Annotated in this window: 12 protein-coding genes; 7 read left to right on the top strand and 5 right to left on the bottom strand. The window is 71.2% G+C overall.

The features are described 5' to 3' along the window. The first annotated feature begins 117 nt into the window (after positions 1 to 117). Positions 118 to 3,654, top strand: a complete 3,537-nt coding sequence (gene dnaE, locus OHB13_RS08090; RefSeq protein ID WP_328376534.1) for a DNA polymerase III subunit alpha — start codon at positions 118 to 120, stop codon at positions 3,652 to 3,654. Positions 3,655 to 3,711: 57 nt separating this feature from the next. Here dnaE and OHB13_RS08085 read toward each other — a convergent pair whose 3' ends face one another. Beyond that, positions 3,712 to 3,900, bottom strand: a complete 189-nt coding sequence (locus tag OHB13_RS08085; RefSeq protein WP_266857955.1) for a hypothetical protein — start codon at positions 3,898 to 3,900, stop codon at positions 3,712 to 3,714. Positions 3,901 to 4,138: 238 nt separating this feature from the next. Here OHB13_RS08085 and OHB13_RS08080 point away from each other — a divergent pair, with 238 nt between their 5' ends. From OHB13_RS08080 to OHB13_RS08065, 4 genes are all read left to right on the top strand, one after another. Next, entirely contained in the window at positions 4,139 to 5,404 is a 1,266-nt protein-coding gene (locus OHB13_RS08080; RefSeq protein ID WP_266857957.1) for an NYN domain-containing protein, read from the top strand. 99 nt (positions 5,405 to 5,503) lie between these two features. Next, positions 5,504 to 6,475, top strand: a complete 972-nt coding sequence (locus OHB13_RS08075) for an ABC transporter ATP-binding protein (RefSeq protein WP_328380239.1) — start codon at positions 5,504 to 5,506, stop codon at positions 6,473 to 6,475. Positions 6,476 to 6,567: 92 nt separating this feature from the next. Then, on the top strand, positions 6,568 to 7,353 hold the full coding sequence (locus OHB13_RS08070) for an ABC transporter permease (protein WP_328380238.1): 786 nt from the start codon (positions 6,568 to 6,570) through the stop codon (positions 7,351 to 7,353). A 34-nt stretch (positions 7,354 to 7,387) separates the two neighbouring features. Further along, positions 7,388 to 8,080, top strand: a complete 693-nt coding sequence (locus tag OHB13_RS08065) for a hypothetical protein (RefSeq protein WP_266857959.1) — start codon at positions 7,388 to 7,390, stop codon at positions 8,078 to 8,080. 10 nt (positions 8,081 to 8,090) lie between these two features. Here OHB13_RS08065 and ybaK read toward each other — a convergent pair whose 3' ends face one another. The 4 genes from ybaK to OHB13_RS08045 form a co-directional block, all read right to left on the bottom strand. Continuing rightward, a complete protein-coding gene (gene ybaK, locus OHB13_RS08060) occupies positions 8,091 to 8,615 on the bottom strand; it encodes a Cys-tRNA(Pro) deacylase (protein ID WP_266857961.1) in 525 nt (174 codons plus the stop codon). A gap of 16 nt (positions 8,616 to 8,631) precedes the next feature. Further along, positions 8,632 to 9,375, bottom strand: a complete 744-nt coding sequence (locus OHB13_RS08055) for an LON peptidase substrate-binding domain-containing protein (protein WP_266857962.1) — start codon at positions 9,373 to 9,375, stop codon at positions 8,632 to 8,634. Between the two features lie 5 nt (positions 9,376 to 9,380). Then, complete coding sequence (locus OHB13_RS08050; RefSeq protein WP_328376531.1) at positions 9,381 to 10,439, bottom strand: hypothetical protein; 1,059 nt, start codon at positions 10,437 to 10,439, stop codon at positions 9,381 to 9,383. Between the two features lie 251 nt (positions 10,440 to 10,690). Then, the gene (locus tag OHB13_RS08045; RefSeq protein WP_328376529.1) at positions 10,691 to 12,283 is read right to left on the bottom strand and encodes an oxidoreductase; all 1,593 of its coding nucleotides are present in this window, start codon (positions 12,281 to 12,283) and stop codon (positions 10,691 to 10,693) included. 124 nt (positions 12,284 to 12,407) lie between these two features. On the opposite strand from OHB13_RS08045, the gene hisD reads away from it, so the two are divergent. Both hisD and OHB13_RS08035 read left to right on the top strand, forming a co-directional pair. Beyond that, positions 12,408 to 13,730, top strand: a complete 1,323-nt coding sequence (gene hisD / locus OHB13_RS08040; RefSeq protein WP_328376527.1) for a histidinol dehydrogenase — start codon at positions 12,408 to 12,410, stop codon at positions 13,728 to 13,730. Next, on the top strand, positions 13,727 to 14,833 hold the full coding sequence (locus OHB13_RS08035) for a histidinol-phosphate transaminase (protein ID WP_328376525.1): 1,107 nt from the start codon (positions 13,727 to 13,729) through the stop codon (positions 14,831 to 14,833). Before hisD ends, OHB13_RS08035 begins: the two co-directional genes overlap by 4 nt. Position 14,834: the final 1 nt, after the last annotated feature.

Here is a 14,834-nt window from a genome sequence, read left to right as displayed (position 1 = left end):
GGGACAGCTGTTCCAACGGGCTCAACGCACGGAGCCACCCGGGAGTGCCCCGCCGCTGTCGGTGGGCCGACGTAGACTTCATCGCTGTTCCCCACTCGTCCCGCAGGAGGCATCCCCGTGACCAAGCCGCCTTTCACGCACCTTCACGTCCACACGCAGTACTCGATGCTGGACGGTGCCGCGCGGCTCAAGGACATGTTCAACGCCTGCAATGAGATGGGCATGTCGCATATCGCGATGTCCGACCACGGGAACCTGCACGGGGCGTACGACTTCTTCCATTCGGCGAAGAAGGCGGGTGTGACGCCGATCATCGGTATCGAGGCGTATGTCGCTCCGGAGTCGCGGCGGAACAAGCGGAAGGTCAAGTGGGGCCAGCCGCATCAGAAGCGCGACGATGTGTCCGGTTCGGGTGGTTATACGCATAAGACGATCTGGGCGGCGAACAGTACAGGTCTGCACAACCTGTTCAAGCTGTCGTCGGACGCGTACGCCGAGGGCTGGCTGCAGAAGTGGCCGCGGATGGACAAGGAGACGATCTCCCAGTGGTCCGAGGGCCTGATCGCCTCGACCGGCTGTCCGTCGGGTGAGGTGCAGACCCGGTTGCGGCTGGGGCAGTTCGACGAGGCGATGCAGGCGGCCTCCGACTACAAGGACATCTTCGGTGAGGGCCGGTACTTCCTGGAGCTGATGGACCACGGCATCGAGATCGAACGCCGGGTCCGCGACGGCCTGGTGGAGATCGGCCAGAAGCTCGGCATCCCGCCGCTGGTGACGAACGACTCGCACTACACCTACGCGCACGAGGCGAGCGCGCACGACGCCCTGCTCTGCATCCAGACCGGCAAGAACCTCTCGGACCCGGACCGCTTCCGCTTCGACGGCACCGGCTACTACCTCAAGACGACCGACGAGATGTACGCCATCGACTCCTCGGACGCCTGGCAGCAGGGGTGCGCCAACACCCTGCTGGTCGCGGAGCAGATCGACACCTCGGGCATGTTCGAGAAGCGCGACCTGATGCCGAAGTTCGACATCCCGGACGGCTACACCGAGATCACCTGGTTCCAGGAAGAGGTCCGGGTCGGCATGGAGCGCCGGTATCCGGGGGGTGTTCCCGAGGACCGCCAGAAGCAGGCGGCGTACGAGATGGACATCATCATCCAGATGGGGTTCCCGGGGTACTTCCTTGTGGTGGCCGACTTCATCATGTGGGCGAAGAACAACGGCATCGCGGTCGGCCCCGGGCGTGGTTCGGCGGCCGGCTCGATCGTCTCGTACGCGATGGGCATCACCGACCTCGACCCGATCACGCACGGGCTGATCTTCGAGCGGTTCCTCAACCCCGAGCGGGTCTCGATGCCCGATGTCGACATCGACTTCGACGAGCGCAGGCGCGTCGAGGTGATCCGGTACGTGACGGAGAAGTACGGCGCCGACAAGGTCGCCATGATCGGCACGTACGGAAAGATCAAGGCCAAGAACGCGATCAAGGACTCCGCGCGCGTGCTCGGCTATCCGTACGCGATGGGTGACCGCCTCACCAAGGCGATGCCCGCCGACGTCCTGGGCAAGGGGATCGACCTCAGCGGTATCACCGACCCCAAGCACCCGCGGTACAGCGAGGCGGGCGAGATCCGGGGGATGTACGAGAACGAACCGGACGTCAAGAAGGTCATCGACACCGCCACCGGCGTCGAGGGCCTGGTCCGGCAGATGGGTGTGCACGCGGCCGGCGTGATCATGTCCAGCGAGCCCATCGTCGACCACGCCCCGGTCTGGGTCAGGCACACGGACAACGTCACCATCACGCAGTGGGACTACCCGCAGTGCGAGTCGCTCGGCCTGCTGAAGATGGACTTCCTGGGCCTGCGCAACCTGACGATCATGGACGACGCCGTCAAGATGGTGAAGGCCAACAAGGGCATCGACCTGGAGATGCTGTCCCTCCCGCTGGACGACCCCAAGACCTTCGAACTGCTCTGCCGCGGTGACACGCTCGGCGTCTTCCAGTTCGACGGCGGCCCGATGCGCTCCCTGCTGCGCCAGATGCAGCCCGACAACTTCGAGGACATTTCCGCCGTCTCGGCCCTGTACCGGCCGGGCCCGATGGGCATGAACTCGCACACGAACTACGCGGAGCGCAAGAACAACCGCCAGGAGATCACCCCGATCCACCCGGAGCTGGAGGAGCCGCTCAAGGAGGTCCTCGGCCTCACCTACGGCCTGATCGTGTACCAGGAGCAGGTGCAGAAGGCCGCCCAGATCGTCGCCGGATACTCGCTCGGCGAGGCCGACATCCTGCGCCGTGTGATGGGCAAGAAGAAGGCCGACGAACTGGCCAAGAACTTCGTGCTCTTCGAGGCCGGGGCCAAGAAGGAGGGCTTCTCGGACGCGGCGATCAAGGCGCTCTGGGACGTCCTGGTGCCGTTCGCCGGATACGCGTTCAACAAGGCGCACTCCTCCGCGTACGGCCTGGTCACCTACTGGACCGCCTACCTCAAGGCCAACTACCCGGCCGAGTACATGGCGGCGCTGCTCACCTCGGTGCGCGACGACAAGGACAAGTCGGCGATCTACCTCAACGAGTGCCGCCGCATGGGCATCAAGGTGCTGCCGCCCAATGTGAACGAGTCCGAGTCCAACTTCGCCGCCCAGGGCGACGACGTGATCCTCTTCGGTCTCTCCGCGGTGCGCAACGTCGGTACGAACGTGGTGGAGTCGATCATCCGCTCCCGCAAGGCCAAGGGGAAATACAGCTCCTTCCCCGACTACCTCGACAAGGTCGAGGCCGTGGCCTGCAACAAGCGCACCACCGAATCGCTCATCAAGGCGGGCGCCTTCGACGAGATGGGACACACCCGCAAGGGCCTCACCGCGCACTTCGAGCCGATGATCGACAACGTGGTCGCGGTCAAGCGCAAGGAGGCCGAGGGGCAGTTCGACCTCTTCGGCGGCGGCGAGGAGGACAGCTCCGAGCCGGGCTTCGGGCTCGACGTGGAGTTCTCCGACATCGAGTGGGAGAAGTCGTATCTGCTCGCGCAGGAGCGGGAGATGCTCGGTCTCTACGTCTCCGACCACCCGCTCTTCGGGCTTGAACACGTGCTCTCGGACAAGAGCGACGCCGCCATCGCCCAGCTGACCGGTGGGGAGCACTCGGACGGCGCGGTCGTCACCATCGGCGGGATCATCTCCGGCCTCCAGCGCAAGATGACCAAGCAGGGCAACGCCTGGGCCATCGCCACCGTCGAGGACCTCGCGGGCACCATCGAGTGCATGTTCTTCCCGGCCACTTACCAGCTGGTGTCGACCCAGCTGGTCGAGGACACCGTGGTGTTCGTCAAGGGCCGGCTCGACAAGCGCGAGGACATCCCGCGCCTCGTCGCGATGGAGATGCAGGTCCCCGACCTGTCGTCCGCCGGGACCAACGCCCCGGTGACGATCACCATCCCCACCGTGAAGGTCACCCCGCCGATGGTCAGCAGGCTCGGTGAGATCCTCTCCCACCACCGGGGCAACTCCGAGGTGCGGATCAAGCTTCAGGGCTCCCGCAAGACCACGGTGCTCCGGCTCGACCGGCACCGGGTGCAGCCCGACCCGGCACTCTTCGGCGATCTGAAGGTGCTGCTGGGCCCGGCCTGCCTGGCGGGCTGAGCCGCTTGAGGGGCGCGCCGTGCACGGCGCGCCCCTCGAACATCATTACGGCGAAGATCAGTTGTGGCCGAAGCGCTTCTGGTGCTTACGTGCGACATCTGACGGGCTGCCCTGCGGCATCGACTGCGGCTGGGACTCATTCTGCGACTCGAACGAGCTGGACCGGGCGTCCTCGCCGCTGCGTTCGGCGGCGGACGAGCGGTCCTGCTGACTGCCGTGCTTATGGCGGTTCTTGTGCTTGGCCATGGTGATGCCTCCTTGAGGGGGACTAGGGGCCAGGGCCGCGACCAGATTCACATATCGCACAGACTGCCGCATTTTGGATCATTACCGTGCGTAATGAGGGCTTGTCCCGCGTTACTTCGGACCAACTTCGCGCTACGCCACGCCGATGATCGAGTTCCGGCCGTTAACCCTCGTACGGTCGGGCAGACTCGAAGGAAACCCGAAGTACTTCCCCTTCTCCCGAGGTACCCGAAAGAGGGTGGATCGCGTGGACCGCTGCGTCGTCCTGGTGGACGCCGGATACCTGCTGGGAGCCGCCGCGAGTCTTCTCGCGGGAGAACCTGCCCGCTCCCGCATCACTGTCGACCACGCGGCGCTCATCCAGGGCCTGCGCGAGCGAGCCGAGGACGACACGGAGCAGCCGCTGCTGCGGATCTACTGGTTCGACGGCGCCCCCGACCGGGTGCCGCAGCCCGAACACCGCAGGCTGCGGGTGATGCCGCGGGTGACCGTCCGGCTGGGCGCACTGACGAGGAGCGACGGCCGCTGGGCGCAGAAGGGCGTCGACGCCGCCATGCACGCGGAACTCACCGAACTGGCCAGAAATCGCGCCTGTTCGGACATCGTGCTGGTCACCGGCGACGGAGATCTGCTGCCCGGCCTGATGTCCGCGAAGGAGCACGGCGTGGCCGTGCACCTGTGGGCGGTGCAGGCGGCCGACGGGGACTACAACCAGTCCGAGGACCTGGTGGCCGAGGCCGATGAGCGCCGGGTGCTGGACCGGACCTGGATCACCAAGGCCGTACGGGCCAAGGAGACCGGCGGGGCCTGCGCACCGGCGTCCGCGCCCCGCCCGGAGATCGCCGCGATCCTCTCCGCCCCGCTCCCGGAGTCGGCGCTCGCCGCGTCGGCCGAGCGCGCGGCGCAGGCCGCCGCCGTGCACAACGTCGCGACGGCGGGCCCGGCCACCGAGCAGCCCACCGACGAGGAACGGGCGCACGCGGCGGCGGCCAGGGGAGGTGTCCCCACCCCCAAGGACCTCGCGGGCCTGCGCGGCCCCGGAGCGCAGCCCGCCGCCCAGCACCCGGCGAACGCGACGCTGCGCTGGTCGTCCGAGCGCGGCTGGATCGAGCGCCCCGGCGGCCAGGCCGGTGAACCGGCGGAGACCGCGTCCCTGCCGACGCTCGCCCAGGTCACCACGGCGGAGCAGCGGTGGGCGGACCGCGAGGAGGACATCACCACGGTCGGCGGTGACCCCTTCGAGGTGGGGCAGGTCTTCGCCAGGCGGTGGATGGAGCGGCTGCCGGACCCCGGCCATGTGCAGAAGCTGTCGGCGATGTACCCGCGGATCCCGCACCGGATCGACGGTGAGCTGCTGCGGTACGCGGCCCGGTTCGGGCTGCTCGCCCACAAGGACGACCAGATCGACGAGCACGACCGGTACGCGATCAGGGCCGGGTTCTGGCGGGAGATCGACGTACGGGCCGCGGAGCACGCGCCCGCCGGGGAGCAGACCGGGCGCTGACGTGTGCCGACGGCCGTCACCGGGAGCGGGCGCGATGGGCCCCGGCGCCCTTCCGGGCCGCCCAACCCCGTAGGCTCGTCCCTCGTGAGTACGGGCAATGTGTGCGTGGTGCGCGAGCTGGTGAAGACGTACCCGGCCGCGCGCGGCAGACGGGGGGCTCCCGCCACGCCCGAGGTGCGGGCCACCGACGGGATCTCCCTGGCCGTGCGCCGCGGCGAGATCTTCGGGCTGCTCGGACCCAACGGCGCGGGCAAGTCCACCCTCGTACGCCAGCTCACCGGGCTGATGCGGCCCGACTCCGGCCACGTCGAGGTGCTCGGCCACGATCTCGTACGCCATCCCGAACGCGCCGCGCGGCTGCTCGGCTATCTGGGCCAGGAGTCCACCGCGCTCGACGAACTGACCGTCGCCCTCGCGGCGGAGACCACCGGCCGGCTGCGCGGTCTCTCCGTGCCGGACGCGCGCCGGGAGCGGGACGCCGTACTGGAGGAACTGGGGATCACCGAGCTCGCCGGGCGGCCGCTCAAGAAGCTCTCCGGCGGCCAGCGGCGGCTCGCCTGTTTCGCCGCCACGCTCGTCGGGGACCGCTCGCTGCTCGTCCTGGACGAGCCCACCACCGGGATGGACCCCGTCGCACGGCGCGCCGTGTGGGCCGCGGTCGACCGGCGGCGGGCCGAGCGCGGCGTGACCGTCCTGCTGGTCACCCACAACGTCATCGAGGCCGAGACCGTGCTGGACCGGGTCGCCGTCATCGAACGCGGCCGGGTGATCGCCTGCGACACCCCGGCCGGGCTGAAGGCCCAGGTCGCGGGCGAGGTCCGGGTCGAGCTGGTCTGGCGGGAACGGGCGCCGCTGGACATCCCGGAGGTCGCAGCTCTCCGCGAGTCCGCGCAGGAGTCCGGGCGCCGCTGGGTGCTGCGGCTGGCACCCGACGAGGCACGGGCCGCCGTCGCCACGGTGACCGGCGGGCCCGCCTTCAGCGCACTCGACGACTTCACGCTGTCCACACCGAGCCTGGAGGACGTGTACATGGCGCTGGGCGGCCGTACGAAGGGGCTGGTGAAGGCGTGACCGCAGTGGTCTCCGCGCAGTCCCAGCCGAACCCGGAGATCCCGCCGCGCGGCGAGGCCCTCCCTCCTGGCGGCTCCGGCGCCCGGGGCGGCCTGCCCGGTGCCGCCGACGCGGCCACCGGGGCCGAGCCGCTCGCGCCGCGCGCCCGGCTGCTGCCGGCGCTCGCCGCGGTCTACCGGGCCCAGCTGTCACGGGCCCGGGTGGCGCGCATCCCGCTGCTCTTCGTGGCGACGTTCCAGTCCGTCGGGATCATGATCCTGATGCGCGGGGTCGTCGACGGCGGCGACGAGGCCCGCGCCGTGGTGGCGGGCTCGACCGTCCTGGTCGTGGCGTTCGTCGCGCTCAATCTGCTCGCGCAGTACTTCGGCCAGCTGCGTGCCAGCGGTGGACTCGACCACTACGCCACCCTGCCGGTGCCGCCCGCGTCCGTGGTGCTGGGGACCGCCGGGGCGTACGCCTCCTTCACGGTGCCCGGCACGGTCGTCACCGCCGTCGCAGGGTCCGTGCTCTTCCAGCTGCCGCTGGCGCATCTGTGGGTGCTCGCCGCCGTCGTCCCGCTCGCCGGGGCGGCGCTCGCCGGGCTCGGCGCCGCGCTCGGACTGCTCGCGCCGCGCCAGGAACTCGCCACCCTGCTCGGGCAGCTCGGGATGTCCGCCGCGCTGCTCCTCGGCGTGCTCCCGGCAGACCGGCTGCCGGGGCCGATCGCGTACGCCCGCGACCTGCTGCCGTCCACCTACGGGGTGGAGGCGCTGGCCCGTACCTTCGGCGACCACCCGGACTGGCCGGCGGTCGGCGCCGACCTCGCTGTGTGCGCCGCGGTCGGGGTGGTCTCGCTGGCCGTGGCCACCTGGGCCTACCGGCGGGCGGCGGTCCGGTGAGGCGGCACACAGGGCAGCCTGGCACGATGGCAGAGTGACCGCGCCACTGACACCTCCGCACCAGCCCCCGAACGACGACCCCTGGCAGAAGGGTCCTTCGGGAGCCACCCCCTGGCCGGGTCCGGAGCAGGCAGGTGACGACGACGGCCCGGGACTGCGGGCCGAGCTGGTGCAGGCCGCCGTCGTGGCGGTCGTGCTGGCGGTCCTGGGCGTGCTGCTCGGCCTGCTGTGGATGTGGCTCGCGCCGCGCGTTCCGCTGATCTCCGACGGCAAGGCCGTCTACCTCAAGGACTCGGAGGGTGAGCAGGCGATCGGCGGGGACGGCACGTTCGCGCTGCTCGGCCTGGCGTTCGGCGTGGTGAGCGCGGCCGCCGTCTTCCTCTTCCGCAGGCGCGGCGGGGTGCCGCTGGTCATCGCTCTCGCCGTCGGCGGCCTGCTCGGCTCGCTGCTCGCCTGGCGCGTGGGGATCTGGCTCGGCCCGTCGCAGGACGTGGTCGCGGCCGCGAAGCACGCGGGCAAGGGCGTCACCTTCGACGCACCGCTGAAACTGGCCGCGAAGGGCGCACTGCTCGCGTGGCCGGTGGCGGCGATGATCGTGCACCTGGGGGTGACCGCGGTGTTCGGACCGCGGGACCCCGAGCCGGAGTGGACCCCGCCGTCCCCGCCCGCCACGCTGCCTCCGCTGTCGTACGAGGACCCCGCTCCGGAGCCGGGCGAAAGGCGCTAGTGCCGCGGCACTAGACCGCCGGGTCGTACGGGCGGCCCGCCCGCCCCACCACGGCCAGCAGCGCCCCGGTGAGCCCGGCCAGGTCCGCAGGGGACAGCTCCACCTCAAGCCCCCTGCGCCCCGCCGATACGCAGATGGTCCCGTGCTCCGACGCCGATGCGTCAAGGACCGTACGGAGGCGCTTGCGCTGGCCCAGCGGGGAGATACCGCCGAGCACGTACCCCGTGGTGCGTTCCGCCACGGCCGGGTCCGCCATGGTGGCGCGCTTGCCGCCCACCGCTGCGGCCAGGGCCTTGAGGTCCAGGCTGCCCGCGACCGGGACGACGGCCACGGTCAGCTCGCCGTCCACATCGGCCACCAGCGTCTTGAATACCCGGTCGGGGGTGACCCCGAGCGCTTCGGCGGCCTCCCCGCCGTAGGAGGCGGCGGCCGGGTCGTGCTCGTACGTGTGCAGCGTGTACGCCGTGCCTGCCGCGGCCAGCGCCGCCGTGGCCGGCGTGCCCCCCGACTGCTTCTTCTTCGCCTTCTTCGCCACGTGCGCGCTCCTCGGGTCAGTTGAGGTGGGTCGGGGCCCGGGTCAGGTCCGTGGCGGGCAGCGACGGAAGATGCCGGATCACCGCGGTCTCCGACCGCAGCAGCTTCAGCTCCTCGCGCAGCCGGGTCGCGATGTCCGGCGCTTCGAGCAGCTTCTGCTTGGCGGGCACGTCCAGCACGGCGGCCGCCGCGACCAGGTACGAGACCACCGAGGGCTCGTCGGGAAGCTCGGCCCCCGTGGTGAGCGAGCGTTCGCGTGCACCGGCCAGCCGCTTCTGATAGGCGCGGAAGGCGCGCAGCACACCCTCAGCGAGGGCGCCCGCGTCGTCCCCGGCGTCCTCGGGCAGTTCCTCGACCTCGGCGGTCAGATACGGGCCGCTCGCGTCCAGCGAGTGGATCCGCACCCGCGCCGTGCCGGTGGCGAGCACCTCGAAACTGCCGTCGTCGCGCTCACGGATCGTCGCCGCGTCGGCGATGCAGCCGATGTGGTGCAGGGCGGTGGCCGGGTCGTCGCCGAAACCGGCGGCCGGGCCCGGCTCGGGCAGTGCGGCGCGGCCGGGCAGCCCTGGCAGCGTGGGCGCCACCTCGGAACCGTCGCGGATGGCGACGACGGCGAAGCGCCGTGGCTCGGCCTCGTCGTCCACCTTGAGCAGGTCGCGCATCATGGCGCGATAACGCTCCTCGAAGATGTTCAGAGGCAGCACGAGGCCCGGGAACAGCACCGAGTTCAGCGGGAAGAGAGGGAGGCGCGCGGTGGTCACAGCGGTCAAGCGTAATGGCCGCGGCCGCGGGCGCGCCCCGTCCTGTCCCGCCGCGCACCCCCGGGAGCGGCCAGCAGGCGGGCCGCGCCGCGCAGTTCGAGGAACCGGCCCAGCGGGTCGTCGCTCAGCCGGGCCCACGGGAACGAGGTCACGTCCGGGCCGATCAGCCGGAACTGCTCCACAGCTTCGGCCCACCTCTCCCGGCTGACCAGCACGTACACCAGCAGATTCCGGATCTCCGCGAGCAGCGCGTCGCCCGGCCGGTACCCGGCGGACAGCGCGACGGCGCGGTCGGCCGCCCCGTCGATCCGCTCGCGGACGGCGGCCGGCTGCCCGCCGCCGACGAGGTACGCGAAAGCCGCCCGTACCGGCAGTGCCCGCACCAGCGATCCGGGCGGTGCGTCGTCCGCGGCCTGCTCCGCGAAGTCGAAGCACTCGCGGTGCGAGCCGTGCCACTGCACCGACAGATAGCGCAGGGCGGCCACATGGCAGCCGTAGTGCCACGGGGAGCGGCGCAGCGCCTGCTCCCAGAGGGTTTCGAAGTCGGTGTGCGTGGCGTGCACTCCGCGGGCGTGGTCCAGAGCGATGCGCCACGGCACCGGGTCCCGGGGATCACCGTCGGCCGCCGCCTCGACCAGCGGGCCGACCTCCCGCAGCAGTTCGGCCCGGGCGGGGGAGTCCCAGGCCCTGAGGACCGCGAGGCCGGCGGCGAGGAGCAGCGCGTCCGGGTCGTGCGGCGAGGCCGCGAGCCAGCCGGAGAGCCATTCGTCCCTGCTGAGGGCGAAGGCGGCGAGCCGGGTGAGGTAGCGGTCGCGGTGCTCCCAGCCGGATGTCGCCCGTGTGGCGGCCAGCAGTGCGGCCGCCGGCCCGTGGTCCCCCTCGGCCGCCGCGACGAGCACGGGCGCCAGCCGGGCGTCGGGGACGTCGAGCAGCACCTCTTCGTCGCGGTGGCCGCCCGGCCCGTCGGCGGGCCGGTGCGGCGGGCGGCGCCCCGTCCCGGTCAGGGAGCGCAGGGAGCGCAGGGGCATGGTGCGGAGGGAGGGCAGAGAAGTAATGAGGGACATGGTGCGGACCATTGAAAACCGCAGGTGAGGAGGGCGCCAGGGGCAGGACGTGAAGCTTTCGTATCGGGGTGATGGTTGTACGCGGGGTGGTCAAGGAGCGGTAAAGAGGTAGGGGGAGCGGTAAAGAGGTAAGGGGGCGGACCGGACTTCCCGGACGCGGACTCACCCACCCGCCCCGCAGGACCCACCCACCGCACGGCACCCACCGCACGACGCACCCACCGCACGGCACACCCACCGCACCCGGCCCGTCAGCTCCGGCGCAGCAGGCGGGTGGCGCCCGTCGCGACCGTCGTGGCCAGGATCCAGCCGAGCACGATCAGCGCGGCGGCCGCCCACTGCCAGCCGCCGCACAGCTTCCAGTAGCCGTCCTGGCCGAGGTTGACCACCGGGATCAGCAGATCCAGTGCGTAGAGCGCCGCGTTCCACTGCGGATGCCCGTCCCGGCTCATCGGCTCCGGGTGGTAGCGCGAGAACGCGACCGTTCCCGCCGCCCACAGCACCGCCATCCAGAGCGCGGCCCGGCCCGGCCGGTAGCCGTACGCCACCGTCCAGTCCTGGAGGTACCCCCACACCTTGGCGGCCAGCGGCAGCGTCTCGCGCCGTCTGCGCTGCTTCGCGAGCAGCACCTCGCGGGCGTCCGCGTCCTCGCCGCTGTTGCGCAGCACCGACGCCAGCCGTTCGTACGGCTCCGGCGCGTACTCCGGAGTCGCCGCCGTCACCCACTCCAGCCGCTGCTCCAGCGGAAATCGGCCGACCGGGATGAGGTTCTCGTAGCTGAAGCCGCCCATCGCCAGACCGCCGGGACCCGGCCAACTGGTCGACATATCGACCAGGTTGACCACCTTGGCGCCCGAGAGCACCACCCGGCCCTGCTCGGGGCGGTCCCCGAGGAAGCGCAGTTCGGGGGTCTGGATACGGCGCAGTGACAGCTCCTGGTCGCTATGCATACGGAACTTCGCACTCCGCAGGTCGAGGGCGTCCCCGAACCGCCCGTCGTCAAGCCGTATCCCGCCGACGCACTCGAACGGCTGGATCCTCGTCCCGTACGGCGGGGTCGGCCCGGTGCCGTACGGGGGAGTGGTGCCGCCGCCGTCCGGTGTCACCCCGGCCGCCGACAGATAGAGCGTGCGCTCCACCGAGAGCTGCGGTGCGTTCAGCGCCCGCCGTCCGTCCGGATTGAGCAGCCGGCTGCCGTTGAAGCTCAGCGAGACCCCGATCCGCGCCGAGCGCAGACTCACCTCGCCGTGCGACTCGATCATCTCGGCCTGCAGATCCTGTGCCACGTACAGCCCGTCGGCCGCGATGGAGCGGCCCTTGCGGTCCGGGTGCACCACCATCATGTTGATCAGCAGATCCGTGCCGATCTGTGCGTCGGTCAGCCGGATGCCGCCCGCCACCCGGCAGCGCGGCAGATGCAGATCGCCCTCGCTGTGCAGCCGGGCCGCCTCAAGACGCGGCATCGCGCAGCCGACCATCCGGACCGTGGTCACCCGGCACTCCGGCAGCAGCACCTCGTCCTCGAACCGGCAGCCGGTCAGCTCCACGTACGGAGTGACCGTGCCGCCCGCGAGATCCAGCGCGCCGGTGATCTGCACCCCGGTCAGCTTGAGCGAGGAGACCCGGCCCGCCAGCGCCGGCGGCCCGCTGAGCAGCAGCAGGGCCACCACGCGCGCACGGACCGTGCGCTCGGGGCCCCAGGTGCGGGCCGAGAGCGGATTGTCCATGACCGGGTTGCGGGTGCGCAGATCGTAGGTGCTGCCGTTACGGAAGGCCTCCCACATGCCCAGCTCGGCGCCGGTCAGCCAGTTGGGCGCATGCTCGTCGTGCTGCGCCTCTGTCACTGCCGCCCCTCCCTGCCCACGAGTGATGGAGTGAACGCTAGCGGTCACCGTCAGGGGGCCAGTTGTGTATCAGCCACTGATACGGGCGACCGGAGGCCGTAACCGGTCTGAGAGAATTGGTGTCATGATCTCCCGAATCGATCTGCGCGGCGACGCCCTCCCCGAGGGTGGCGCCCTGCGCGACCTGCTGCCCCGTGCCGACTTCGACGTACAGGCCGCCCTGGAAAAGGTGCGGCCGATCTGCGAGGACGTGCACCATCGCGGTGACGCGGCGCTCATCGAGTACGCGGAGAAGTTCGACGGTGTGCGGCTGGAGCAGGTGCGGGTGCCCGCAGCCGCCCTCGCCGACGCTCTGGCCCGCCTCGACCCGGCGGTGCGGGCGGCCCTGGAGGAGTCGGTCAGGCGCGCCAGGCTGGTCCACCGCGCCCAGCGGCGCGCCGAGCACACCACCCAGGTCGTCCCCGGCGGCAAAGTGACCGAGAAGTGGGTACCGGTCGAGCGTGTCGGGCTGTACGCGCCGGGCGGACGCTCCGTCTACCCCTCCTCGGTGGTCATGAACGTCGTCCCCGCCCAGGAGGCCGGGGTCGAGTCGATCGCCCTCGCGTCCCCCGCGCAGAAGGAGTTCGGCGGCCTGCCGCACCCGACGATCCTGGCCGCCTGCGCGCTGCTCGGCATCGACGAGGTGTACGCGGCGGGCGGCGCCACCGCCGTCGCGATGTTCGCCCACGGCACCGAGTCCTGCCCCCCGGTCAACATGGTCACGGGCCCCGGCAACATCTGGGTCGCCGCGGCCAAGCGGTACTTCACCGGCCGGATCGGCATCGACGCCGAGGCGGGCCCGACCGAGATCGCCGTACTCGCCGACGACACCGCCGACCCCGCGCACGTCGCGGCCGACCTGATCAGCCAGGCCGAGCACGACCCGATGGCCGCCGCCGTCCTCGTCACCGACTCGGCCGAGCTGGCCGACGCGGTCGAGAAGGAGCTGGCGCCGCAGGTCGCCGCCACCAAGCACATCACCGAGCGGATCGTGCCCGCGCTGGAGGGCAAGCAGTCCGCGATCGTCCTCGTCGACTCGGTCGAGGACGGCCTGAAGGTCGTGGACGCGTACGGCGCCGAGCACCTGGAGATCCAGACCGCCGACGCCGCAGCGGTCGCCGCCCGGGTCCGCAACGCCGGAGCCGTCTTCGTCGGCCCCTGGGCCCCGGTCTCCCTCGGGGACTACTGCGCCGGGTCCAACCACGTCCTGCCCACCGGCGGCTGCGCCTGCCACTCCTCGGGCCTCTCCGTCCAGTCGTTCCTGCGCGGCATCCACATCGTCGACTACACCCGGGACGCGCTCGCCGAGGTCACCCACCACGTGGTGACGCTCGCCGAGGCCGAGGACCTGCCCGCGCACGGCGCGGCCCTCAAGGCGAGGTTCGGATGGAAGGTGCCCACCGCATGACAGGCATCGACGACCTGCCCGTACGGGACGAACTGCGCGGCCAGTCCCCGTACGGCGCGCCCCAACTGGACGTCCCCGTACGGCTGAACACCAACGAGAACCCGTACCCGCTGCCCGAGGCGCTGATCGACCGGATCACCGAGCGCGTACGGGAGGCGGCCCGCACGCTCAACCGCTACCCCGACCGGGACGCCGTCGAGCTCCGCACCGCGCTGGCCCGCTATCTCACCAGGACCGCGGGGCACCCGGTCGGCGCGGCCAACGTCTGGGCGGCGAACGGCTCGAACGAGGTCATCCAGCAGCTGCTCCAGACCTTCGGCGGCCCCGGCCGCACGGCCATCGGCTTCGAGCCCTCGTACTCGATGCACGCCCTCATCGCGCGCGGCACCGGCACCGGCTGGATCTCCGGACCGCGCAACGAGGACTTCACCATCGACGTGGCGGCGGCCGAACGCTCCATCGCCGGGAACCGGCCGGACGTCGTCTTCATCACCTCGCCCAACAACCCCACCGGCACCGCGGTCGACACCGAGACCGTCCTCGCGCTGTACGAGGCGGCGCAGGCGGCGGGCCCTGCGATGGTCGTGGTGGACGAGGCGTACGGCGAGTTCAGCCACGCGCCCTCGCTGCTCCCGCTGATCGAGGGCCGCCCCCACCTGGTCCTCTCCCGGACCATGTCCAAGGCGTTCGGCGCGGCCGGGCTGCGGCTCGGCTACCTCGCGGCCGACCCGGCCGTGGTCGACGCCGTCCAGCTCGTACGGCTGCCGTACCACCTGTCATCGGTCACCCAGGCCACCGCGCTCGCCGCCCTGGAGCACACCGATACCCTGTTGCGGTACGTCGAGCAGCTGAAGGACGAGCGCGACAGGCTTGTCAGTGAGCTGCGCTCCATCGGATACGACGTGACCCAGTCCGATGCCAACTTCATCCAGTTCGGCCGCTTCCAGGACGCCTCGGCTGCCTGGCGGGCGATCCTCGATCGCGGTGTCCTGATCAGGAACAACGGGGTCCCCGGATGGCTGCGGGTCTCCGTGGGCACTCCGGCCGAGAACGACGCGTTCCTCGAAGCGGCACGCACACTGCACAAGGAGATCACCGCATGAC

The sequence above is a fragment of the Streptomyces sp. NBC_00440 genome (assembly GCF_036014215.1).
Taxonomy (GTDB): domain Bacteria; phylum Actinomycetota; class Actinomycetes; order Streptomycetales; family Streptomycetaceae; genus Streptomyces.
Note: the sequence above shows the minus strand (reverse complement) of the source record. Positions and strands in the feature narration are given on the sequence as shown.